We start from the raw sequence: 24,407 nt of genomic DNA, 5'->3' as shown, positions 1-24,407 counted from the left end.
TCTCCTTTACAGTATCACGTCCAGAGTTAGGTATACCTGCTATCCTAACTAAAGACCGTATGGTACTCTCATTATATCATGTCTTAAAGCCAAAAACAAAAAATCATCTAGGACTATAGCAGTCTTAGATGATAGGCGTTTTAACGGTTAACACTCTTGATAATACGTTTAATATCACGTTCTTGTTCACGACGTTTGATAGACTCACGTTTATCGTAATCGTGTTTCCCTTTGGCAATACCAAGCAATACCTTGGCAAAACCGTTTTTTAGGTATACCTTAAGAGGAACCAAGGTCATTCCTGTTCCCTTAAGGTCATTTTGAAGTTTGGTAATTTGCTTTTTCTTGAGCAATAATTTTCTCGTACGGTCTGGATCCTGATTCCAAATATTTCCTTGCTCAAAAGGAGCAATATGAACATTGATTAACCAAGCCTCACCGTTCTTGATTTGGGCATAGCCATCTTTTAGTTGGATGCGTGCCGCACGAACGGATTTAATCTCCGTCCCTGTTAGCACGATACCTGCTTCAATAGTATCAACGATACTATAGTCATGTCTAGCCTTTTTATTCTGAGCAACAACATTGCCTTCACCCTTTGGCATAGCAGTCCCTCCATTCTCATCCTATTTTCGTTTTTTAGCAACGTCCTTGTAGAAAGGTTTGTTCCCTTTCTTCTTACGACGGCCACTCTCACGTCCCTTGTTATCATTATGAGGACGGTTTTGATTCTTACGCTTGTCGGGTTTCTTAGATGACTTACGTTTTTCGTCATAAGAGCCTTTACGACCATTACCATCTTGACGGTTACGGTTATCCCCACGTTTACCACGACGTTCGAAATCTCCATTTTGACGGTCACGACGTGGACCTCTATTGCGGAAGGCTTTCGCCTTCTCTTCACGTTCCTGACGAGCCTTGTGGTCTACTTTCTCAGTGACATCATACTCGCTTGGAAGGTATTGAAAGTCAATGTCTCCGGTTTCCTTATCCGCACGTGTTAATTTGACACGGATAGGCTGACCAACTCGGAAAGTCTTACCAGTTTTCTCACCCTGAAGTGTCATGGTACGTTCATTGTAATTGTAAAATTCTGGAAGGGTCGTGATGTGAACCAAACCTTCGATAGTATTTGGCAATTCCACAAACATACCAAATTTAACCACACTTCCGACAATACCATCGAATTCTTGGCCAACAAACTCTTCCATGTATTCCGCTTTTTTCATAGCTTCAACGACACGTTCGGCATCAATGGCACGACGTTCAAGAGTTGAAGATGATGTCGCTAACTCAGGAATAACCTCTTCAAAATGTTCACGCGTCTCTTGAGACATATTGTTAGTGTACTCACGAATCATTCGGTGAACCAAGAGGTCTGGGTAACGACGGATTGGACTAGTAAAGTGGGTATAGTACTGAGCCGCAAGTCCATAGTGTCCGTGATTGTGTTCTGAATAGCGAGCTTGTTGCATTGAACGAAGCAGCATCATGTTCATGACTTCTGCTCCAGGTTTTCCCTGAACTTTGGCCATAAACTCTTGCAAGTCTAGCTGATCCATCTTATTGGCAGTTCCTTTGATTTGAACACCAAAGATAGAGGCATAATCCATGAAGCGTTGCAATTTCTCGGCCTTTGGCTCTTCGTGGATACGGTAGATAAATGGCAACTTAGCCTTAGCAAAGTGCTCTGCCACACATTCATTGGCAGCCAACATGAAGGACTCAATCATTCGCTCGGCTGTTCCACGTTCACGCACCACGATATCCACTGGCATTCCCTTCTCATTAACCAAGATACGAGCTTCAGATGTATCAAAGTTAAGGGCACCACGACGCTCACGCATGTCTTCTAAAATCTTATGCAATTCTGCCATAGCTGATACAGAATCCATGATTGGTTTAAACTGCTCAATCTTTTCTGGATTTCCAGCCAACATCTCATTGACATCACTGTAGGTCATACGGAAAGTTGTATTAATCACAGATTGGCAAATCTTATGATTAACCACCTTACCTTTTGGAGTAATCTCCATGATGGCTGACTGCGTCAAGCGATCAACATTGGGATTTAGGGAACAAATACCATTTGATAGACGCTCAGGCAACATTGGCACTACGCGGTCTGTCACATAAACAGATGTCCCACGTGCTACGGCCTCACGGTTAAGTGCAGATCCTTCAGTAACATAGTAAGACACATCAGCAATATGAACACCAAGCTCAAAGTTACCATTTGGCAAACGTTTGATATGGACCGCATCGTCCAAGTCCTTAGCATCAGCTCCGTCAATGGTAAAAGTTACTTCTTGACGAAGGTCAACACGACCAACGAGGTCTTCCTGACTCGGTGCATCTGGTACAGCTTCTGCTTCCGCCATGACATCCTCTGGGAACTCTGAAACAATATCCATTGATTCCAAAACTTCCAAGACATCAATACCAGCATCCCCCTGATGACCAATAATGTCACGAACACTTCCTACGAAATAATCATAGTGACGGTTAGGGTATTTTTCAATATCAACCTTGATAATCTCAGTACCATCTAGAGCAACTGGTTCTTTCTTGATATAAATTGGCTGCTGAATTTTTTGGTTTTTAGACTTAATGTAACCCGCATAGGGTTCTTTCTCGTCGCTAAGGATAAATTTCCCTACAACAGTCTTAAGCGAACGTTCTACAATTTCAACAACACGTGCTTCTGCTGCTGTCCCTCGTAAACGATCTGCTGGCTTCTTGATGACAACGGCAACAGTATCACCGTCAATGGCATGGCCAACATCATTACGACCGATGAACATATCATCTTCACTGTCATCGACATGCAAGAAACCAAAACCGTTCTTATTGGCACGGAAGACACCTTCAACAGTCACCTGATTAGGATTTTCTTTCTTAGGACGCAAGGATACAGAGCCATCTCGGTTAAAACGCAACTGCCCCTTACTTTCCATGGCTGATATGGCCTTGATGAGCTGAGGGAACTTTTCACCCCCAGCATGATTAAGAGCCTGGGCAATGTCGTTTACACTGGATTTCCCATGCTCCTTCAAATAATTTATAATAGATTCTTTCATGATTTCCTTTTCTTTTATTCATTGACTATAACGCAAAAAATGAGCCAACCTCAGTCAGCTCATTACTTACTTGAGAGAATGGAAAGGACGATTGCATCTACAATCCATAGAAAAACCATGATTCCTGTAAAGCGTTGCATAAAGGCTTCAAAACCACGTGGTTTACTACGTTCAAATAGTGCTTCTGACCCACCACCATCAAAGACATTGCTACTTGGATTTTTTTGTGGCTGCATGAATACCGCAATCACAATAATAGCTGACATCACCAAGAGCAGCGTTAATAATAAGTCGTACATAGTTATTCCTCCGAAAAAGTCCTTTTTATTCTACCATAGAACCCTTTAAGATTCAACATGTAAGGTTACTTTTCTATCCTTAGGGCAGAATTTGGGTACCTGAATTTTCTCAGGATGATTCTGTTTATTTTTACTTGTGAGATAGTTGATGCTCCCACATTCACTACACTTTAAATTGATTTTAACTCTCACCTATATTCTTGACTCCTAGCGATTTTCTAAAGATGATTAAGGACCAGACAAAATTTCCAAAGACGATCATTGCAGTCACAAAGAAGACCCAGCGATAACCTAGACCTGTCGCAACTGCTGACCCAACAAAGGGACCTAAAACCTGTCCAATATATGAAAAGCTTTGATTAAAGCTAAATATTCTTGAGATTCCTTCTTTGGGTGTCATTTTGGTCAATAAAGAATTGACACTAGGCATAAGGGCACCCACACCAAAGCCATAGGCAAAACGTAAGATACCCAGTTGCAAGGCTGAACCGGCAAAACCACAGAGGAAATACAAGAGAAAGCTATAAAATAGCCCCATTAAAAGCAAGCGATGATTCCCAATACGGTCTCCCAATTTTCCCAGATAAGGAGTACTTAAGAGACTAGAGAAGCCCATAGCAGAAACTATTAACCCTGAGTAAAAAAGGATACTGTCCCTCTGACCTAAATAACGAATGTAAAGGGCCAACATAGGCGCAATCGATTGGGCAGAAATCTGGATAATCATACTGGTCACAAAAAGGCCAATCAACATAGATTTGCTGGGAATTTTTGCAAAAACCTGAGAAAGAGTCATCATCTCTCCCTTTTCGACAGGCTTGAAATTCTCTCGCAAACCAAAGATAGTTAAGAGGCAGCAGATAAATAGAATGAGTCCAACCAATAAAAAGGTACCCCTCATGCCAAACGCCTCAGACAAGGTACCACCTAACAAAGGGCCAATCAGAACACCTGCCGTTAGACCCGTAGACAAGGTCCCCAAGGCATAGCCAGAACGGTTCTGAGGAACCTGACTAGCAATTAATGCTGTGGCATTTGGGACATAGCCCGCAAATAAACCATTCAGCGTTCTCAAGAAAAGTAGCCAAAAAACATTTGGGACTAAGGCAAGACCTCCCATTGTAAAAGTCATCACCATGCTGGCCCTAATCATCATGGGCTTTCGACCATAACGGTCAGCAAGGCGTCCCCAAATAGGGGAAACCAAGGCAGAGGCTAGAGCAGAGATGGCAACAGACAAGCCAGTATACCATTCGACCATGTCTCCTTTAACACCCAGTTCCTCAATGTAGAGGGCCATGAAAGGCATAACAATGGAGAAACTAGCTCCAGTAAAAAAGGTTCCTATCCATGCAATTTTAAGGTTACGTTGCCAATCAGTACTTTTAACCTCTTTTTGGCGCAAATAATCATCTTCTTTCTAAAATTCACTATCCATTATATCACAATGGCTAGCTATGAGGAGCTCGTTAAATCATTTATTGCACTCTTAACCTTTTTCTTCAAATCATCGAGACTACCGTCATTATCAAGAACCAAGCTGGCATAAGGCTTTTTCTCAGCTGAAGACATTTGGCTATCAATACGCATCTTAGCTTCCTCAACACTTAAGTGATTACGTTTCATCAAGCGTTGGCACTGGACCTCCGGTGACACTGCCACCAACCAAATCTGATCAAACCAGTCCTGATACCCATTTTCAATAAGCAAGGGAATATCCATGAAAAAAACATCTTCTTCCTTGGCCAAACGATCCCTCTGAGCTGCTAGTTCCTCTCGAATAATTGTCCCTTGAATCTCAGCAGACCGCTGTCTCATCTCCTCATTGGAAAAAATCAGTTGCCCTAGTTTAGGACGATTCAATTCACCATTAGGAAGGAGAATTCCCTCTCCCAACCAATCAAGTAAGGCCTGGTACAGACGCCCCCCCTGGGCCTGCATGTCGTGTACAAGCTGATCAGCGTCAATGACCTTGTAACCTGCCTCTTTAATCATTTCAACTACAGTTGATTTTCCTGAAGCAATACCACCTGTTAACCCAATAATCATCGTTTCTGACAACGAGGACACAAATGTGTTCCTCTCCCTCCTAACTTGATTTTCTCAATTGTGCTTGCGCAGCGTAGACAAGGCTGTCCCGTCTTTCCGTAAACCTGCAAATAGTTCTGCATGGTCCCATCCTCACCAAGGGCATTACGATAAGTCCTTATGGTTGAGCCACCTTTTTCAATTCCTAGCTGTAAAATAGCAATCGCTTGATCGTGGACCCGCTTCATGGCTGCCTTGCTAAGCTTCTTTGCTGGCGTCTCAGGATGAACCTTAGCTGCCCAAAGTACCTCATCAACATAGATATTACCTAGACCAGCTACCAATTTCTGCTCCAAGAGGAGACTTTTAATGGGCTTTGCAGAGGTCATCAAGGCTCTCTCAAACGAGGCGTATTTAAAAGCCTTCTTAGTAGGCTCAGGACCAAGCTTTTTCTTTGTAAAATAAGCCTCCTCTTGATTTTTAGCCAATAAATCAAAGGTCCCAAACTTACGGACATCCTGATAAACAAGAGTCGAGCCATCATCTAAGGTAAAGAAAAGATGGAAATGCTTATTAGCAGGAACCTGATCTGTAAACAAGAGGTATTTTCCTTCCATGCGTAAGTGGGAAATCATAATCAACTGTCCAAAGTCAAAAATCAAGTACTTACCTCTACGTCGCATGGCTTGAATAGTTTGGCCAGGTAAGTCATTCAAAAAACTATCATAGGAGGTCTTAATCATTTTCGGAACCTTAACTTCAACAGACAAAATGGTCCGACCTACAACTAACCTTTCTAAACCTCGTCTAACAGTTTCTACCTCAGGTAACTCAGGCATCTGCTCCTCCTTCTAGCAAGAAAGCCGAGCAAGTGCCCAGCTTTTTAATATTCTTTTTCATTGTAACCAAAATCGGCCAAATCAAGTTTTTTATCACGCCAATTTTTCTTAACCTTAACCCAGGTTTCAAGGAAGACCTTGTCCCCAAGCATAACTTCAATATCTTTACGGGCAAGGGTACCAATCTTCTTGAGCATAGAACCTTGCTTACCAATGACAATGCCTTTTTGGCTGTCACGCTCAACCATGATCGTCGCACGAATATGAATCTTATCCGTGTCTTCATCACGCTTCATCTCATCAATGACAACAGCAACAGAGTGTGGAATTTCTTCACGTGTCAACTGAAGGACTTTTTCACGAATCATCTCCGATACCAAGAAACGCTCAGGGTGATCGGTGATTTGGTCCGCTGGGAAATATTGGAACCCTTCCTCAAGGTTATCACTCAAGACATCCACAAGATGAGAAACATTGTTCCCTTGGAGGGCAGATATCGGGATAATCTCCTTGAAATCCATTTGTGTACGGAAATCGTCAATCTGCTCTAGGAGCTGATCTGGATGAACCTTGTCAATCTTATTGATTACCAAGATAACTGGAACCTTAGCTTGTTTAAGACGTTCGATAATCATATTATCACCCTTACCACGGGGTTCATCCGCTGGTACCATAAAGAGGACGGTATCCACTTCACGAAGGGTTGAATAAGCAGATTCCACCATGAAATCTCCAAGAGCCGTCTTAGGCTTGTGAATCCCTGGGGTATCGATAAAGACAATCTGTTCCTTATCGGTTGTGTAAATCCCCATAATTTTATTACGGGTTGTTTGAGCCTTATCACTCATGATAGCAATTTTTTGCCCCATAACATGGTTCAAAAACGTTGATTTTCCTACATTAGGACGGCCAAGAATAGCCACAAATCCTGATTTAAATGTCATAAAACTTCTTTCCTATTTCCTTTTAATTGAAAATTAAGTGCCAAATTTTAGGTATAAAAACAATCATACCCGTAATGAGTGCATAACAAGAAACCACTAAAACAGCTCCTGCAGCCATATCCTTGGCATTTTTGGCTAGCATCGAAAAGTGATAATTACTGGCCAAATCGACAACATTTTCAATGGCAGAATTAACGATCTCTAGGGCAATTACGAGAAAAACTGCCATCAAAAGAAAGAGCCATTCTGTCGCAGACACACGAAAAATCAAGCCAGCCAATACCACCAAGATAGCTGAAACCAAATGCTTGCGCATGTTGCGTTCTTCTTTAAAAGCTGTGATAATTCCTGTTAGAGCAAACTCAAAACTAGCTGTAAATTCTCTGTTTTTCCACTTTTTTTGTGGGTTATTGTCGCGTAAGTCCATAAGCAGTCAAAATTTCTTCCTGTAATCCAAACATTTCCGCTTCTTCTTCTGGAGTATAATGGTCGTAGCCATTGATGTGAAGAAAACCGTGAACAGCCAAGAAGCCCATCTCACGCTCGAAACTATGACCATAATCCTCAGCTTGCTCATGAGCCTTATCAACAGAAATAAAGAGTTCACCGATATAACTATCAAACTCTCCCATCATTTCAGCTAATTCAGGATTTTCAGCCAACTCTTCCTCATCAAAGCTAATGTCTAATTCAGGCTTATACTCCAAACTAATAACATCAGTTGGACGGTCCGTATCACGATATTCCAGGTTTAGCTCGTGGCTACGTTCGTTGGTTACAAATGTAACCGCCATTTCTTTGTCTTCCTTGCCAAGTCTTTGTGCTGCAAAATCTAGCAACTCCAAGGTTTGTTCTTTTAATTTCTCAGAGACTTGTCCAGTCTCATCAATCATTTCAATATACATAAGATACTTTAGGAACGGCAATGCTCACTTCAAACATAGAACCGCTCGCTTCCTTTCACTAACTCATTAGCTTTTTTATACAAATACTCAAATACATAGAATACTAGCCCAGAGTATTTTTGGTCTAATATTAATCACCTCATTATACCATAAGGACACAGAAAAAGCAGACTTAAGGCTAATTGTCTGCTTTTTGTAGGACGTCTCTGGGAATCGTTTACTTATCTAAATTATCCTTAAGACGTTGAATATGAATGGTTAAAAAGACTTGTTCGTCTAAACTCAGCTCAAAGGCGTAACTTGTCTTGATATAAGCAACAATCTTTTGGGTACAGATAAAGGACTCTGGATAATTTATCTTAACTTGTTCGTAAAGGAAAGCATCATTCTTGCCACCACTAACTCCACTCACAATACGTTGTGCTAGGTATTGGAGATGTGTCATAAAACGGTTATACGAGAAACTATCCTCATCCAAATCATAACCAAAATGAAGACGGACAATGTCACTAATCCCAACCACAATTTGAGTCATCTGTCGGTCTTTTTCATGGAGACCCGCATCCTTCTGTGCATTGACAAAATGCAAAGCGATAGAGGCAGCTTCATCATCTGCCAACTGAACTTCTAAATCCTTGGCAATCAAACGAAGGGCTTGTTTCCCAATTTCATACTCCCGAGGATAAAATTTTCGAACCTCCCAAGCCAAAGGATTCTGCAAAGAAACACCCTCTCTACTTCTTTCAATAGCGTAATGTAGGTGGTCTGCAAGAGCTATGAAAAAAGAGGGTTCAAACTTGGTTTGCAAGACAGCTTCAGCAAAAGTAAGAATATTCAAAAAGACCTGCATTTCACCGTCAGGCAAATCGACATAAACACGAGACCATTCCTCTACTGCCTCTGTATTTCCCAAAACAAAAGTCTTTTCTATCTTTTCCTTATCAACACGGTCTCCGACCTTCTTTTGAAAGCCTAGCCCCTTACCCATGACAATGTATTCCACATTATTATCCAAAGCTTGGACAACATTGTTGTTTAAAACCTTTTCAATCTTCATCATGATTCCTCGTTATAAAAGCGCTTACTTTATTTTACCAAATTTTTATTGAGAAACCTATTTACTACAAACAAAAAGTGCTGGCCTGACCAACACCTCTTACTTATAATTCTGTTCGATTTTCGATAGCTCTTAGCAAAGTCACTTCATCAGCATACTCAATGTCAGAACCGACGGCCAAACCACGCGCTAAACGAGTCACCTTGATTCCTGCAGGTTTAAGGACACGAGAAATATACATAGAGGTTGCCTCACCATCTGCTGTTGCATTAGTGGCAATAATAACCTCGTCAACCTCGCTGTCCATAAGACGGGTAATCAAACTTTTCAGGTTAATATCGTCAGGCCCAACACCATTCATAGGGGAAATAAGTCCTTGAAGCACATGGTAGAGACCACGGTATTCCTGAATCTTTTCCATAGCTGAAACATCTTTGGAGTCTTCAACAACCAAAATCTTAGTACGATCTCTGGTTTCATCGGTACAAATATTACATGGATCATCATCTGTCAAACGACCACAGACCGAACAATAAGTCAATTCACGTTTTGCTGCCAAGAGGTTTTTTGCGAAATCATTGACATCTTCATCAGACATGCTAATGGTATAAAAAGCTAGGCGTGTCGCTGTTTTAGCCCCAATTCCAGGGAGTTTTGAAAAACTATCAATCAGCTTCGCAATTGGAGTAGGATAAAGCATGAAGGCCTCCTGTTCTTTATATTTTTTTATTCATCACTTATCTTTTGTCACTTTCATGGATAAGTCTTTAGCCAAGAATAAACACTCAAACACTATATCACAGAAAAATCCCTCGTGCAAGGCACAAGAGATTTTAGATATTTAGTGAGTACTTTGATAAAGCTCCATGATAGATTTTACCGCATTTTGTTGGGCCTTGCTCTTAGAGTCTAGAGCGTGTGGATACATAATACCTACAGCCAACTTAGTGCCATCTTTTGCGGTCGCATAGGCAACCGCATTAAGGTTAACCGTTGTTACAGAATTACCGGAACCATCCGTCGCATAGGTTTCGGCCGTCCCTGTTTTACCACTAATCGGAATGATAGAACTTGCCATAGCTTTACCAGTCGCAAGGCTAGAGCCAGAATTGACCACATCATTGAAACCTTGTTGGATAAGGCCTAATTGCTCAGAATCGAGAGGTAAGGTATTTAATACACGTGTATCTACCGTTGAAGCTAGAGTTCCTAGACTACCATTAGCTCCTGCATCGTAGATACCTCCAACAATATGGGGTGCTACACGTTTACCACCATTGGCAATTGAAGCAACATACTGAGCCAGCTGAATGGTTGTATAAGAGTCGTACTGACCAAAGGCCTCTGTCAAGACGTTGGCTACATTGTAATTCTTAGAAATGTAACCTTCTGATTCTCCAGGTAAATCAAGTCCTGTAGACACCCCCATACCAAAATCAGCATAGGTGTCACGAAGCGTCGTCATGGCCTTATCCATATTGTCAGTCGACAAGGCCATACCTGGAACATACTGTTGGCCAAGTAGTTTAATTGCAATCTGCACCATATAGGTATTTGATGAGTATTCTAGAGCCTGTGTCGCGGTAATAGCACGGCTACCTTGGTCTGTAAACCAAGATGTGATAGGGGCTGAACCGGCAATGTTGATGGGTTGGTCAGTCAAGACCTGATTTCCATAAATGGCACCTGAACGCCAACCAGCAGTTAAGGTTGCTCCCTTAACAACAGATCCTGGGATGAAGACATCAGTGATTGTTCCTAAGGCATTGGCCTTAAAATCTTGTGCTCCTTGTTCATGTTTTTGCCCTGCCATAGCAAGTACAGCACCAGTGTCAGCATTCATAACCACTGCATACATTCCTTCAGAATAGGTTGCTTTATTCTCTGAAATTTCTGAAGAAAGCTGTTGACCTAGGATATCTTCAACTCCTTTTTGGAAATCAAGGTCGATGGTCAACTGCAGATTGTTCCCCTTGCTGCCCTTTTGAGTGATTTTATCACTAGCAACTTCGCCTTCCTTGTCTACTGTAATCTCACGAACAGTATGTTTTCCTTGTAGTTTCTCTTCATATTCTTTTTCTAGATAGGACGTTCCTACACGGTCATTAAGGGCATACCCTTTTTTGAGGTACTCCTTGGCATCTTCTTGTGGCAAACCTGCTTCTGAACTTGAGACTTTCCCGATAAGAGGTGACAAGGCTGAATCAACCGTATGACGTTCCCAATCCTTAGCAACCGTAATACCATTGAGTTCCTTCTGTTTAGCTGCTACAATCGCAATTTGTTCAGGCGTCAAGTCTCCTGTTTTCAATGTAACTGTTGAGAAATTAGAAACAGCATTCATCTGTGAGTAAATGTAGACAATCTTAAGCTCATCCTCAGAGTAATCCACTGCTTCATCAGGAACTGCATCAACAGCATTGTTGTAAATAGTAGCTTCAGCTAATTTATTACCAAATTTATCTGTTTTCTTGTCGTTTGGAAGATCATTAACAACACGCTTATAAGTGGCAGAGTCCGCTAGATAGAAATCTCGTTTTTGACGTGCTGTTACCTTCGTTTCCGTCAGAGTCACCATGGTCGCCAACTTTTCAGCGACCTTCTTCATCGTATCTGATGACACCAAATTGCTACGTGTGAAGGTGATAACATCCTTACTCTGGTTGGTCGTGAGGGCAACCCCTTTAGCATCAAAGATTTGCCCACGTTCGCTTGCAATCCTAACTGTATACTTAGAATTATCCTCTAATTTCTTCGTATAAAACGATTTGTTATAAACCTGCATATAGGTCAAACGTGCAAAAAGCAACAAAAAAAGGACAAAGACTACACCAAAAAGCAAGTAAACACGACGGGAGATGCTTACTGGCTTTCTAGGTTTATTCGCTCGTTTTTCTTTTCGTTTTTGGCGCCGTTTTTCCCATTTTTGACTGAGTTTTTTCGAAAATAATGTCACTTTTTTTCCTCTATATTCTCATAAAAATTCTCTTTTATTTTATCACAAATAAGCTTTAGCAAACTTAAAAAAATGTCGAAATCTAAAAAAACTTGCCTCACTATAAGACATGTTTTTTAGATTATAATGACAACTTTTTCATCCAGCTAGGAATGGCTTTACTGATATGAGTCGGTAAAACCACATAGGCATTTTTAGCCAAATCATCTGCGATAGCTGAGTGAAGCCAGACAGCAACTGTAACTGCTTTATAGGAGTCAACCGAAGCGAATTGGACCAGAAAACCAGTAATCATACCAGCCAAAGTATCTCCCATGCCTCCTGTGGCTTGATAGGGGCCACCAACTTCTAAATGAGCTACTGTTTCACCTTGATAGACAGCGGTCTTGTGACTCTTGGCAACTAGGATTGTCCCAGCTTGGAACTCTCCCAAGGCTTTCTGGGTGTTAGAGACTGTCTGCTCTGGAATCCTTAAACCAGACAAACGTTCCCATTCTTTTTGATGCGGGGTGAGAGTAAGGTGACAATCTGGTAAGTCCTTCTTAGTCTTCTTAGCCAAAAGATTAAGAGCTGAGCCATCAACAACCAAGTTCTGATCTGCCTTAATATTTGCTAGAACCAAATCCATAGCTTGTCTAGCTACACCATCCTCACCTAGGCCAGAACCGATTAATACCACATCAGCTGCCCTAAGATTATCAAGAAATCTTTCAGTCTCTCTAAGGTCAAAAGCCATGGCTTCAGGGAGATGGGCATGAAGGGCTGTGATGTTGTCACGATCCGTAGCCACTGTGACCAGGCCTGCCCCACTATTGACACAAGCTATGGCAGCCATAATGATGGCACCACCATAAGGGTAAAGCCCACCAACTAAAAGCACTCGACCGTAAGAACCCTTATGGGACTCTCTCAAGCGAGGTTTTATCACTTGCCTAGCTAAATCGTCATCAACTTTCATAAACTATCCTTTCGCACTACGAAGAGCAGCTTGATAGGTCTGTTCCATAAGCATGGTAATGGTCATAGGGCCTACACCACCTGGAACAGGCGTGATCATGCCAACCTTATCTTTCACTTGATCAAAATCAACGTCACCACAAAGTTTGCCTTCTTCATCACGGTTGATTCCCACATCAATGACAACAGCACCCTCTTTGACATAGTCTTCTGTTACAAATTTTGCACGTCCAATAGCTACAATCAAGACATCTGCCTTGCTGCAAACCTTAGCCAAATTCGGTGTTCGTGAGTGGGTCAAGGTAACTGTAGCATTTTTTTCCAAAAGAAGCTGAGCCATAGGTTTACCAACAATGTTACTACGTCCGATAATAACCGCTGTCTTACCTTCTAATTCAACATTGTACTCACGAAGGATTTCCATAATCCCAGCAGGTGTACAAGGTACCATTTGACGACGACCATTCCAAAGATTACCAGTATTCATAGGATGGAAACCATCGACATCTTTTTTAGGATCAATAGCCAAAAGAATACGCATTTCATTAATATGATTTGGCAATGGCAACTGAACCAAAATACCATGGAATAGCGGATCCTGGTTATATTGTTCAATAACCTCAATCAATTCTTCCTCACTAATACTCTCAGAAAGATTGATCGTCTGGCTATGGAAGCCAGCTTTTTTAGCAGCACGTTCCTTATTACGCACATAAACCTGACTGGCAGGGTTATCACCAACCATGATTACCACTAGTCCAGGCACAATCCATTCATTTTCTTTAAGACGTGCTACCTTTTCTTGCAATTGATCCTGCATTTTAGCAGCTAGGGCCTTACCATCCATTATTATCGCCATGGGTGTTCTCCAATACATACTTTTTTTCAATTATACCATAGTGAGAGCTCTTTGTGACTAAATTTTCTAAATTTTCAAAAAGACATCTTAAATACGAAACTAAAAAAGCTGGAATCACCTTCCAACTTTTTTCTGATTATGCTTAGTGACTAGTCCACAAAACCATTTTGCTGACTCCAGCCCTTAATAACCTTCAAGGTCTTCTGCTGGAATTTGCCACTTTCATACATGTGATCTGCACCCGTTAAGGAGACAAGAACGGAATCACGGTAGTTCTTAGCCGTTCTTCTGGCAATATTAGGATGAGTCATCTTATCCTTAGTCCCAGAAATGACGAGAACAGGACATGAAATCTGACTAAAGTCAACGTAAGCTGCTTTTGTCTTATCAAACCAATGAAGAGCCATCTGAGTATAAACTTTTCCTGATTCAGGAACCAGATCAGCAAAAACTTCCTCTTTCAAAGATTCCTCTTGTTCATTCATGCAATACTTGAAAAACTCCTTTTTATACGGAGGCATGGCTTTTTTCCAAAATCCCCAACGTAAAAAGTGTTTGCCAAAACAAGCTAACATGGTTGGATAAAAGGCAAAAATATCTGCTGTTGGTGCTGGTCCCATGAGAATCATACCAGCTACTTCTGTTTTTTCGGCAACCATCTGAGCCACTAAACACCCTAAAGAGTGTCCCAAGATAAGTGGTGGTTGGTCAAGACTTTCAATCAAGGCCACTAAATCATCTCGATAGTCCTGCAAGGTAACAGTCCCAACTTTAGCTAGGCACTCTTGATAAGGTAGGTCATGGTAACGAAAGCTAGGTGTATGCACCTTATATCCCATTTGACGTAGACCTGTCGCAAATCCTCCCCAAACATTGCCATCACACCAGGTCCCATGAATTAGGATAATCTCTCTATTCAAAACCATTCCTTATACATCTCCTTTTTTTGTTAAAAATTTAGATTATTTATCTATCTTATAGTATCACACTTCCAACCTAGATACCTTTATACATTTCTTACAATCGTAAGAAAATGGTCTCTTAAATGAATAAGAGACCATTTTTCTATATATTATCAGCGATTAGCCTTATGCATTTCTTCCTTAACCGGACAAGAACACTCGCAATCGCCACAAGATCCTTTGCCTTTGATATAGTGACGGATGCCAAGACCAGCTAAAGCAAAAATAATAAAAGCAATGATAAAGGTAGACATAACAATTCCTCCTAAACCTAAATATGAGCTTCTTGAAGATTATCCAAGCTAATGATTTGATCCTTAATCTGACGTGGTTTACGAACAACAAAGTAAATCATCGTTACTAAAAGTAAGAAAGCAACAAAAGTCCAAATTGTCATTGACTTACCGTACAGGATGACTTGGCCAAACTGGTAAAGGATTAAACTCACACAATAAGCTAGGCCTGTTTGGAAACCGATAGCCCCAACTGTCCATTTCAGATTGGCCATTTCACGCTTAATAGCTCCAATAGCCGCAAAACATGGTGCACAAAGTAGGTTAAAAATCAAGAAGGAATAGGCAGCTAAGGAAGAATAATCTCCTCGTAGAGCCTCAGCCAGACCCGCCTCACTGCTATTATGATAGAGAATACCAAAGGTGGCAACAACGGTTTCCTTGGCAGCTAAACCTGTAAGAGCCGCAACTGTTGCCTTCCAATTCCCAAATCCGAGTGGGTCAAAAATCCAAGACAAGCCCTTCCCTAAAGTCGCCAAAATGCTAACTTCTGTATCTACAGTATGTAGGGTAAAGTTGTAGTTAGACATAAACCAGATAAGAACCGTCAAACTGAAAATGATGGTTCCCGCACGTTTGACAAAACTCAAAGCCTTACCAAAGGCATAACGCAAGACCGACATGGCTTTAGGCCAGTGGTAGGCAGGCAATTCCATAATAAACGGACTGGTTAGACCACCCAAAAAACTCGTCTTTTTGAGGGCAATACCCGATAGGATAATGGCAGCCATCCCAATAAAATAGGTACTTGGTGCTACTAAAGAATTACTAGGGAAGAAAGCTCCAGCAATCAAGGCAATAATTTCCAACTTGGCCGAACAAGGCATAAAGGTTGCTGTCATAATGGTAATGCGACGGTCCCTTTCATTTTCAATGGTTCGACTAGACATAACCGCTGGCACCCCACAACCTGTAGAAATCAACATAGGAATAAAGGATTTTCCAGAAAGTCCAAAACGACGGAAAATACGGTCCATAACAAAGGCAATACGACTCATATATCCAATGTCCTCAAGCACACCCAAACAGATAAAGAGCACAAAAATTTGAGGAAGGAAGCCTAGAACTGTCCCAATCCCAGCGACAATCCCATCAACAATCAAAGACTTAAGCCAGTCCTGAACTTGAAGATAGTCAAGACCAGAAGTTACCAAATCTGGAACATACTTACCAAAAAGCACATCGTTAGCCCAGTTTGTCCACATGGTTCCAACAGTCTGAATAGATAAGAAATAAACCAAATACATAACCACTGCGAAAATTGGCAAGGCCAAAATACGATTGGTGACAATCCTATCAATCTTATCTGACAAGGTTAGGGCAAAATCTTCTGTATGACTTTGAGCCATCTGGCAGACACGTTCGATAAAGGCATAACGCTCATTAATGACAATTGACTCCGCATCTTCGGTGAAAACTTCCTCAGTGATTCGAATGATGTCTTTGATTTCTTTTCGTTGGAATGGGGACAAGTCTAGCTCAGCCTCAACTAAAGCATCGTGTTCAAAGAGTTTAATGGCGTAAAAACGAGCAGACCTTTGCGGCACCGAATTTCCCAAGACTTCCAAAATTTGTGAGATGGCAGCTTCTAATTTATCGTCATAAATTGGAAAGGCAATGTCAGCAACTGTAGAAGTCGTCGTATGGGACGCCTTCTTCACTACCTGATCCACACCAGTTTGCTTGAGAGCACTAGTAGCTACTACTGGGACGCCTAGATGATAAGATAATTTATCAACATTAATCTGTTTTCCCTGAGCCTCTAGAACATCACTCATGTTAAGCGCTAAAGTGACTGGAATACCTGTCTCAATCAACTGCGTTGTCAGATAAAGGTTACGTTCCAAATTGGTCGCATCGACTACATTTAAAATGCTGTCGGCCCTTTGGCTCAACAAATAGTCACGCGCTACCTTTTCTTCAGGGCTATAGGGTGACATTGAGTAAATCCCTGGTAAATCCTGGATTTCTAAATCCTTATTCTTTTTGACCAGACCACTTTTTCGTTCTACGGTAACACCCGGCCAGTTACCAACACGCTGATTGTTCCCTGTTATCAGGTTGAATAAACTGGTTTTACCACTATTAGGATTACCTATTAATGCAATTTCTGTCATTTTTCCTCTCCCTCATCCAGCATGACCACACTAATCATTTGCGCTTCTGACTTGCGTAGGGTTAATTCATACCCTCTCAAACTAATTTCTAGAGGATCTCCCAAAGGGGCTACCTTACGCAACAACACCCGAGTACGCTTTGTAATTCCCATATCCATAAGACGTCGTTTGGTTTCATTTGCTGAAAAAATATCAGTAACGATAGCCGAACGTCCAACTGGTAATTCAGAAAGAGGTATCTTTTCCTGATCTTCCTCGGCAGGTGCCAAATCAATCTTATCCAGAATCGACGCATCAAAGGCTAAGCGACTCCCTTTAACGATAATAATAGCACTATTCTTGGTCTTAGTTACCACCTCAATCGTTTCACCGGCAGCCAACCCTAGATTAGATAAGTGCAAAAGACTATCCTTAGGGAGGTTAATGCCAAGAATCCGGTAAGGCGTTTTTAAGGCCGCATTATATATGAGCATATTTCTTGACCTACTTTATTATTTTTGATACAGCATCATTATAGCATATTTATCCATCTTTTCCGCAATATTATCCTAAACAAGAATGATTCTAGAAAAGTAGAACACAAAAAGAAAAGGCTGGAAAAGTTCCAGCCTTCACAAACAATGTATATATACTTAATGAATATCTTATAAAACCTTACTCAAGAAATCTTTAGTACGATCTTCCTTAGTATTGTCGAAAATCTCTTGTGGTGTACCTTCTTCGACAATGACACCGCCATCCATAAAGATAACACGATCAGCCACTTCATAAGCAAATCCCATTTCGTGGGTAACGATTGCCATTGTCATCCCTGATTTAGCAAGATCCTGCATAACTGATAGAACTTCACCAACCATTTCTGGGTCAAGGGCTGATGTTGGTTCGTCAAACAAGAGAACGTCTGGATCCATAGCCAAACCACGTGCAATCGCAATACGTTGTTGCTGACCACCAGATAGACTTGTTGGGTAGGCATCTGCCTTATCTTTCAAGCCAACCTTTTCTAAAAGTTCCATAGCCTTTGCTTCTGCATCAGCTTTAGAAACACCCTTAGTCTTAATTGGTGACAAGGTGATATTTTCTTTAACTGTCATATTAGGGAAGAGGTTAAACTGTTGGAAAACCATTCCCATCTTCTCACGCATTTTGAAAATGTCGTTATTTTTATCTGTAATATCCACACCTTCAAAGGAGATAACACCTTTTGTAGGTTTCTCAAGCAAGTTCATTGAGCGTAGGAAGGTAGATTTTCCTGATCCTGAAGGACCAATGATAACCACTACTTCACCCTTTTTAATATCTAGATCAATCCCTTTGAGAACTTCGTTCTTACCAAAATACTTGTGAAGATTTTTAATCTCAATAATTGTTTCTGCCATTATTTACGTCCCTCCCCAAGTCGTTTTTCCATTTGTTTCAAGAGTGCCGTCATAGCCGTTGTCACAATCAAATAATAGAAGGCTGCGAACAAGAGCGGTGTCAAGGTCAAGTAGGTTGTTGTTGCAACAGTTTGTGCACCATTCCACAATTCCATAACCCCGATGGTTTGCAAGAGCGAACTATCCTTGATAATAGTAACAAACTCGTTACCCAAGGCAGGCAAGATATTTTTAATGGCTTGAGGCAAGACCACATAACGCATGGTATTCCATGGACGGATACCTAGTGAGTAGGCAGCTTCAACCTGACCTTTAGGAATAGACTCGATACCTGCACGTACACTCTCAGAAATATAAGCACCACTGTTCAAAGAAAGGACGATAATACCTGGAACGATACGTGACAAATCAAGGTTCAAAATACCAAACTGAACAGTTGGAAGATTCATGTGGATGAGGTTAAAAGCAATCATAATCTGTACAACCATAGGAGTCCCACGGAAAACCCAAACATAAAGGCTTACCAACCACTCCAAAGGTTTGATTCCAGAACGCTTGGCCAAGGATACCAAAACCCCAAGGATGGTTCCGAAGAAGACCACGCAGACCGAAATCATAATTGTTACTAAGACACCATAGTTAAAGTAAGACCAAAACTGTGGTAGAAATGAAAAATTCATCTAGATACTCCTTACTAATATTCTTCAATATTATATCAGAAGACTGTATAATAATAAAGTATTTTCTTATAAATGCGATATTTCAGTATAAAAACTAAGTTATAGACCTAGCTAGCAAAACTCTTAAGCAATACAACTCATGTATTTCCAAGATGACACCACGCCAAAAACTTTGCCAATGAGTTGAAACACTGCCTGTTTTGACAAGCCATACAAGCATCACCCCATGTTTTCATCCTGATAAAAATGCCTGAAACTCGATAGCTTCAGGCATTCTGATTTTTGGAATCTTGTAAAGTTCCAAAATAATTTATTAGTAAAGCAAATCGTAGATTTCCATTGCAATCAAGTCGATGCTATCAAATGAATAAGATTCACGTGCTTCAACGTCACGCAATGTGAAAACTGGACCATTTTCAGGATCGTTGCTAAATGATACTTCGGCAACAACCACTCCTTCACGTTCAAAATTACGTTTCAAATTACCACCATCAGCCGCCATCATTTCAAGACGGTTAATGATTCTCACCAAATGTGATTCCATGTTATTTCTCCTATTAATTGTGTATTTCTTACTTATTTTATCACACTTATGGGAAAAATGGGGGAATTTTAAATATTTTTCAAGGAATTGTACATAATGGCCTTGATAGAATGCATACGATTCTCAGCTTCTTGGAAGATGATATCACTGTATTTTTGGAAGACTTGATCAGTGATTTCTAACTCTGCCAAACCGTATTTGTCATAGATTTCTTGCCCAATTTGGGTATTGAGATCATGAAAAGCTGGGAGACAGTGCATAACGATAACATCTGGATTTTCCGTCTTGGCAAGTAGGTCTGCATTAATTTGATAAGGCAGGAGTAAATCAATACGAGATTTAAAGTCTACTTCTTCACCCATAGATACCCAGACATCCGTATAAAGCATATCCACTCCCTTGACCTCTGAAATATCATCTGTAATGGTTAAATCGGCACCATTATTATGTTTCTGAGCTAAAGCTACAATCTCATCTTCGGGTTGCAGCACCTCTGGGGCAATAATCTTGACATTAACGCCTAAAATAGCCGAAGTGACCAAAAGTGAGTTGGCCATATTATTTCTACCATCTCCAATATAGGCGATGGTCAAGCCTTCCAAACTACCAAAACGCTCCTTCAAAGTCATGAAATCCGCAATCATTTGCGTTGGATGCCAGGTATCCGTCAAACCATTCCAGACCGGAACTCCTGAGTACTTAGCCAAATCCTCGACATCTTCTTGCTTAAACCCACGGTATTCGATTCCATCAAACATAGAACCAAGCACCTTGGCTGTATCAACTACAGATTCCTTTTTACCTAACTGAATGTCTCCAGCACCAAGGTAGGTCACATTCATACCTAGGTCCTGACCAGCCACTGTAAAAGCTGAGCGGGTTCTTGTAGATGTTTTTTCAAAAATCAGGGCAATATTTAAGCCATCTAAATATTTATGCGGAATTCTTTCCTTCTTTAGCTGTTTAAATTTTATAGATAAATCGATTAACTCCTCAAGTTCCTGCTTGGTAAAGTCGATTTCTTTCAAAAATGATTTAGCTTGTGTCATAGGTATCTCTCTTTCGTTCTGAATAATATAAAAACATTATATAATATTTATGCATTTTAGACAAGTATTTTTGAATTTAAATTCAATATTAGCACTCTTGTTAAGAGAGTGCCAAATCTAGATGCTTTTTACTTGCAATCTACCTTCCGCATGCTATAATGGAGACATAGATTTGACCTTTTTTGACCAAGATTATTTTCAATAAAGGTCTTTCCCAATTCAGATAGAAAAGAGGTACTGATATGCTCTGTCAAAACTGTAACCTTAATGAAGCTAGTATTCATTTGTATACCAATGTAAATGGTAATCAGCAACAAGTTGACCTCTGTCAAAATTGTTATAAAATCATGAAATCTGATCCAGAGAACCCCCTCAATCAATTCAATCAAACAGGAGGTTCCAACTTCTTCGACGATTTCTTCAGCGACCTAAATAACTTCCGTTCTTCTAACGGCGATCTTCCCAATACACCTCCAACACAAGAAGGTGGTAACCGAGGAAACGGTGGCAATACACAAGGACCAGGACGTCCAGGAGGACCACGCCAACAAGCTCCTCAACAGCCACAAGGTCTTCTTGAAGAGTTCGGCATTAACATCACTGACATCGCTCGTCGTGGAGACATTGATCCTGTTATTGGTCGTGACGAGGAAATCATTCGTGTCATCGAAATTCTTAACCGCCGTACCAAGAACAACCCCGTCCTCATCGGTGAACCCGGTGTCGGTAAGACTGCTGTCGTTGAAGGTCTAGCTCAAAAAATCGTTGACGGTAGCGTGCCACAAAAACTCCAAGGCAAACAAGTCATTCGTCTCGATGTGGTCAGCCTGGTTCAAGGGACTGGTATCCGTGGCCAATTTGAAGAACGCATGCAAAAACTCATGGAAGAAATTCGTCAACGTCAGGATGTTATCCTATTTATTGATGAAATCCATGAAATCGTAGGAGCTGGTAATGCCGGGGATGGCAATATGGATGCTGGAAACATCCTAAAACCTGCCCTTGCTCGTGGGGAACTTCAACTGGTCGGAGCAACTACACTCAACGAATACCGCATCATCGAAAAAGATGCTGCCCTAGAGCGTCGTATGCAACCAGTTAAGGTTGACGAACCAACGGTTGAGGAAACCATCACTATTTTGCGTGGTATCCAACCTAAATATCAAGACTACCACCATGTCAAATATACAGACGAAGCTATTACTGCAGCTGCAGAATTGTCCAACCGCTACATTCAAGACCGTTTCTTGCCAGACAAGGCCATTGACCTTCTCGATGAAGCTGGTTCTAAGATGAACTTGACCCTCAATTTTGTTGATCCTAAAGATATCGACAAACGTTTGATTGAGGCTGAAAACCTCAAGGCTCAAGCTACTCGTGACGAAGACTTTGAAAAAGCTGCCTATTTCCGTGATCAAATTGCTAAATACAAGGAAATGCAAAAACAAACCATCAAAGACCAAGATATGCCTGTCATCACAGAAAAACATATCGAAGCCATTGTGGAACAAAAAACCAATATTCCTGTCGGTGATTTGAAAGAAAAAGAACAATCACAACTTCTTAGTCTTGCTGATGATCTTAAATCACATGTTATTGGACAAGATGCAGCAGTTGATAAGATTGCCAAAGCCATCCGTCGTAATCGTGTTGGATTGGGTGCACCAAATCGCCCAATTGGTAGCTTCCTCTTCGTAGGTCCTACAGGAGTCGGTAAAACTGAACTCTCTAAACAATTGGCTATTGAACTCTTTGGTTCAGCTGACAGTATGATTCGTTTCGACATGTCAGAATACATGGAAAAACATGCTGTCGCTAAATTGGTCGGTGCCCCTCCAGGATACGTTGGTTACGACGAAGCTGGTCAGTTAACTGAAAAAGTCCGCCGTAATCCATATTCACTCATTCTTCTGGATGAGGTTGAAAAAGCTCACCCAGACGTTCTTCACATGTTCCTCCAAGTTCTTGACGACGGTCGCTTGACTGATGGTCAAGGGCGAACTGTAAGTTTCAAGGATACCATTATCATCATGACTTCAAATGCGGGTACAGGTAAAGTTGAAGCTAGCGTTGGCTTTGGAGCTGCCCGTGAAAATCGTACCAATTCTGTTCTTAACCAGCTTGGAGATTTCTTCAGCCCTGAATTCATGAACCGATTTGATGGTATTATCGAATTCTCTGCCCTTAGCAAGGAGAATCTCCTTACTATCGTTGACCTCATGCTTGATAATGTCAACCAACGCTTGGCTAACAATGGTATCCACCTCAGTGTAACTGAGAAAGTTAAGGAAAAATTGGTTGACCTTGGTTACGATCCTAAGATGGGGGCTCGACCACTACGTCGTACCATCCAGGACCATATTGAAGACGCTATTACTGACTTCTACCTTGAAAACCCAAATGAAAAAGATCTCAAGGCGGTCATGACTTCAAAAGACCATATCACCATTAAGTCTGCTAAAAAAGCTGAAAAAGCTACTCAGAAAGCTGAAACACCAAAAGAAACTGATTAAACAAAGAACCCAAGTCTTTATGACTTGGGTTCTTTATCTTTTCATTTCCTATTTTCAAATTTATCCCTAATTCTGCCTAAATCAATAGGAAAATGAGCAAAATTTTAGTATAATATAGGCAAATAAACGTAAGGAGCAACTCATGAATCCAACATTTGGTGACAAGGTTGAGGGAGCTCATTATCAAACACGTTACGGTGTTTATGCTGTGATTCCTAACCAAGAAAAGACAAAGATTATTTTAGTCCAGGCTCCTAACGGGGCTTGGTTTCTCCCAGGTGGAGAGATCGAAGCAGGCGAGGATCACTATAGCGCATTAGAACGCGAGTTAATTGAAGAACTTGGGTTTACAGCCACTTTGGGCCAGTACTATGGCCAGGCCGATGAATACTTCTATTCAAGCCACCGTGACACTTACTATTACAATCCAGCCTATATTTATGAAGTTGTAGATTTTTCAAAAATTGGCAAACCTCTTGAAGATTTCAATAACCTGGCTTGGTTTCCAATTGATGAAGCCATTGCTAAACTTAAACGTGGCAGTCATAAATGGGGAATCGAACAATGGAAAGAAACTAACACAACAACTGACAAATCCTAGGAGGAAACTATGAAACTCATTAATACGACCCGTACACACCAAGAACTCGTTCAAAACCAACTAGACAACACGGATGCCTTTCTCGTAGAGACCTACTCTGCTGGGAATACTGATGTTGTCTTTACACAAGCACCTAAGCATTATGAACTCTTGATTTCAAATAAACACCGTGCTGTTAAAGACAATGAATTAGAAGTTATCCGTGAATTCTTCCTCAAACGAAAAATCGACAAGGATATTGTTTTGATGGACAAACTCAGAACAGTACACACTGACAAATTGATTGAGATTTCATTCCCAACAACTGTATAAGACAAAACGGCTCTATAATTTCTGTAGTGGGTA

Annotated in this window: 26 protein-coding genes; 3 read left to right on the top strand and 23 right to left on the bottom strand. The window is 41.0% G+C overall.

Annotated elements, in window-relative coordinates:
- Nucleotides 1-140: 140 nt before the first annotated feature.
- The 23 genes from smpB to argF all read right to left on the bottom strand — a co-directional run bounded on the left by smpB (nucleotide 141) and on the right by argF (nucleotide 20,948).
- Complete coding sequence (smpB, locus tag HMPREF2571_RS04315) at nucleotides 141-605, bottom strand: SsrA-binding protein SmpB (protein ID WP_002885905.1); 465 nt, start codon at nucleotides 603-605, stop codon at nucleotides 141-143.
- Between the two features lie 21 nt (nucleotides 606-626).
- Nucleotides 627-3,080 carry a ribonuclease R gene (gene rnr, locus HMPREF2571_RS04310; RefSeq protein WP_013990904.1) on the bottom strand — a complete coding sequence of 818 codons (2,454 nt, stop codon included), beginning with the start codon at nucleotides 3,078-3,080 and terminating at the stop codon, nucleotides 627-629.
- Between the two features lie 62 nt (nucleotides 3,081-3,142).
- Nucleotides 3,143-3,379, bottom strand: coding sequence for a preprotein translocase subunit SecG (secG, locus tag HMPREF2571_RS04305; RefSeq protein ID WP_002886135.1), 237 nt, complete (start codon nucleotides 3,377-3,379; stop codon nucleotides 3,143-3,145).
- Nucleotides 3,380-3,424: 45 nt separating this feature from the next.
- Nucleotides 3,425-3,571, bottom strand: a complete 147-nt coding sequence (rpmG, locus tag HMPREF2571_RS10260; RefSeq protein ID WP_002890443.1) for a 50S ribosomal protein L33 — start codon at nucleotides 3,569-3,571, stop codon at nucleotides 3,425-3,427.
- Nucleotides 3,561-4,784 carry a multidrug efflux MFS transporter gene (locus HMPREF2571_RS04300; protein WP_013990905.1) on the bottom strand — a complete coding sequence of 408 codons (1,224 nt, stop codon included), beginning with the start codon at nucleotides 4,782-4,784 and terminating at the stop codon, nucleotides 3,561-3,563. Before HMPREF2571_RS04300 ends, rpmG begins: the two co-directional genes overlap by 11 nt.
- A gap of 50 nt (nucleotides 4,785-4,834) precedes the next feature.
- The gene (coaE, locus tag HMPREF2571_RS04295) at nucleotides 4,835-5,428 is read right to left on the bottom strand and encodes a dephospho-CoA kinase (protein WP_013990906.1); all 594 of its coding nucleotides are present in this window, start codon (nucleotides 5,426-5,428) and stop codon (nucleotides 4,835-4,837) included.
- A complete protein-coding gene (gene mutM, locus HMPREF2571_RS04290) occupies nucleotides 5,425-6,246 on the bottom strand; it encodes a DNA-formamidopyrimidine glycosylase (protein WP_070847268.1) in 822 nt (273 codons plus the stop codon). Before mutM ends, coaE begins: the two co-directional genes overlap by 4 nt.
- 44 nt (nucleotides 6,247-6,290) lie before the next feature.
- Nucleotides 6,291-7,190, bottom strand: coding sequence for a GTPase Era (era, locus tag HMPREF2571_RS04285; protein ID WP_013990908.1), 900 nt, complete (start codon nucleotides 7,188-7,190; stop codon nucleotides 6,291-6,293).
- A 22-nt stretch (nucleotides 7,191-7,212) separates the two neighbouring features.
- Nucleotides 7,213-7,617 (bottom strand): diacylglycerol kinase family protein, encoded by a 405-nt coding sequence (locus tag HMPREF2571_RS04280; protein ID WP_004182934.1) that lies wholly within the window; start codon nucleotides 7,615-7,617, stop codon nucleotides 7,213-7,215.
- On the bottom strand, nucleotides 7,598-8,095 hold the full coding sequence (gene ybeY / locus HMPREF2571_RS04275; RefSeq protein ID WP_002886021.1) for an rRNA maturation RNase YbeY: 498 nt from the start codon (nucleotides 8,093-8,095) through the stop codon (nucleotides 7,598-7,600). The genes HMPREF2571_RS04280 and ybeY overlap by 20 nt, the downstream gene beginning before the upstream one ends.
- A gap of 217 nt (nucleotides 8,096-8,312) precedes the next feature.
- Nucleotides 8,313-9,152 (bottom strand): BglG family transcription antiterminator LicT, encoded by an 840-nt coding sequence (licT, locus tag HMPREF2571_RS04270; protein ID WP_070847266.1) that lies wholly within the window; start codon nucleotides 9,150-9,152, stop codon nucleotides 8,313-8,315.
- A 103-nt stretch (nucleotides 9,153-9,255) separates the two neighbouring features.
- Nucleotides 9,256-9,852: a recombination mediator RecR gene (gene recR, locus HMPREF2571_RS04265; protein WP_002889030.1), complete on the bottom strand. Its 597-nt coding sequence runs from the start codon at nucleotides 9,850-9,852 to the stop codon at nucleotides 9,256-9,258.
- A 141-nt stretch (nucleotides 9,853-9,993) separates the two neighbouring features.
- Complete coding sequence (pbp2b, locus tag HMPREF2571_RS04260) at nucleotides 9,994-12,108, bottom strand: penicillin-binding protein PBP2B (RefSeq protein WP_070847264.1); 2,115 nt, start codon at nucleotides 12,106-12,108, stop codon at nucleotides 9,994-9,996.
- Between the two features lie 121 nt (nucleotides 12,109-12,229).
- Nucleotides 12,230-13,066 (bottom strand): NAD(P)H-hydrate dehydratase, encoded by an 837-nt coding sequence (locus tag HMPREF2571_RS04255; protein WP_045768965.1) that lies wholly within the window; start codon nucleotides 13,064-13,066, stop codon nucleotides 12,230-12,232.
- A gap of 3 nt (nucleotides 13,067-13,069) precedes the next feature.
- Nucleotides 13,070-13,924: a bifunctional methylenetetrahydrofolate dehydrogenase/methenyltetrahydrofolate cyclohydrolase gene (locus HMPREF2571_RS04250; RefSeq protein WP_049554162.1), complete on the bottom strand. Its 855-nt coding sequence runs from the start codon at nucleotides 13,922-13,924 to the stop codon at nucleotides 13,070-13,072.
- A gap of 149 nt (nucleotides 13,925-14,073) precedes the next feature.
- Complete coding sequence (locus tag HMPREF2571_RS04245; protein WP_070847261.1) at nucleotides 14,074-14,850, bottom strand: alpha/beta fold hydrolase; 777 nt, start codon at nucleotides 14,848-14,850, stop codon at nucleotides 14,074-14,076.
- Between the two features lie 149 nt (nucleotides 14,851-14,999).
- Entirely contained in the window at nucleotides 15,000-15,140 is a 141-nt protein-coding gene (locus HMPREF2571_RS10255; RefSeq protein ID WP_002890392.1) for a FeoB-associated Cys-rich membrane protein, read from the bottom strand.
- Between the two features lie 17 nt (nucleotides 15,141-15,157).
- Nucleotides 15,158-17,296, bottom strand: a complete 2,139-nt coding sequence (gene feoB, locus HMPREF2571_RS04240) for a ferrous iron transport protein B (protein WP_070847258.1) — start codon at nucleotides 17,294-17,296, stop codon at nucleotides 15,158-15,160.
- Complete coding sequence (locus HMPREF2571_RS04235; protein WP_004182941.1) at nucleotides 17,293-17,769, bottom strand: ferrous iron transport protein A; 477 nt, start codon at nucleotides 17,767-17,769, stop codon at nucleotides 17,293-17,295. The genes feoB and HMPREF2571_RS04235 overlap by 4 nt, the downstream gene beginning before the upstream one ends.
- 171 nt (nucleotides 17,770-17,940) lie before the next feature.
- Nucleotides 17,941-18,675, bottom strand: coding sequence for an amino acid ABC transporter ATP-binding protein (locus HMPREF2571_RS04230; RefSeq protein WP_013990918.1), 735 nt, complete (start codon nucleotides 18,673-18,675; stop codon nucleotides 17,941-17,943).
- Nucleotides 18,675-19,355: an amino acid ABC transporter permease gene (locus tag HMPREF2571_RS04225; protein WP_002886081.1), complete on the bottom strand. Its 681-nt coding sequence runs from the start codon at nucleotides 19,353-19,355 to the stop codon at nucleotides 18,675-18,677. Before HMPREF2571_RS04225 ends, HMPREF2571_RS04230 begins: the two co-directional genes overlap by 1 nt.
- A 313-nt stretch (nucleotides 19,356-19,668) precedes the next feature.
- The gene (locus HMPREF2571_RS04220) at nucleotides 19,669-19,899 is read right to left on the bottom strand and encodes a DUF1797 family protein (protein WP_002885970.1); all 231 of its coding nucleotides are present in this window, start codon (nucleotides 19,897-19,899) and stop codon (nucleotides 19,669-19,671) included.
- A gap of 68 nt (nucleotides 19,900-19,967) precedes the next feature.
- The gene (argF, locus tag HMPREF2571_RS04215; RefSeq protein WP_013990919.1) at nucleotides 19,968-20,948 is read right to left on the bottom strand and encodes an ornithine carbamoyltransferase; all 981 of its coding nucleotides are present in this window, start codon (nucleotides 20,946-20,948) and stop codon (nucleotides 19,968-19,970) included.
- A gap of 242 nt (nucleotides 20,949-21,190) precedes the next feature.
- Here argF and HMPREF2571_RS04210 point away from each other — a divergent pair, with 242 nt between their 5' ends.
- From HMPREF2571_RS04210 to HMPREF2571_RS04200, 3 genes are all read left to right on the top strand, one after another.
- Nucleotides 21,191-23,461: an ATP-dependent Clp protease ATP-binding subunit gene (locus HMPREF2571_RS04210; protein WP_070847256.1), complete on the top strand. Its 2,271-nt coding sequence runs from the start codon at nucleotides 21,191-21,193 to the stop codon at nucleotides 23,459-23,461.
- A 142-nt stretch (nucleotides 23,462-23,603) separates the two neighbouring features.
- Nucleotides 23,604-24,062, top strand: coding sequence for an NUDIX hydrolase (locus HMPREF2571_RS04205; protein WP_014633413.1), 459 nt, complete (start codon nucleotides 23,604-23,606; stop codon nucleotides 24,060-24,062).
- 9 nt (nucleotides 24,063-24,071) lie between these two features.
- Nucleotides 24,072-24,374: a DUF1827 family protein gene (locus HMPREF2571_RS04200; RefSeq protein ID WP_002885967.1), complete on the top strand. Its 303-nt coding sequence runs from the start codon at nucleotides 24,072-24,074 to the stop codon at nucleotides 24,372-24,374.
- The last annotated feature ends 33 nt before the right edge of the window (nucleotides 24,375-24,407 follow it).

The organism is Streptococcus sp. HMSC068F04, from assembly GCF_001837455.1.
Classification (GTDB): Bacteria; Bacillota; Bacilli; order Lactobacillales; family Streptococcaceae; genus Streptococcus; species Streptococcus salivarius_D.
The sequence above is the reverse complement of the archived record's forward strand: the minus strand, read 5'-3'. Positions and strand labels throughout refer to the sequence as shown.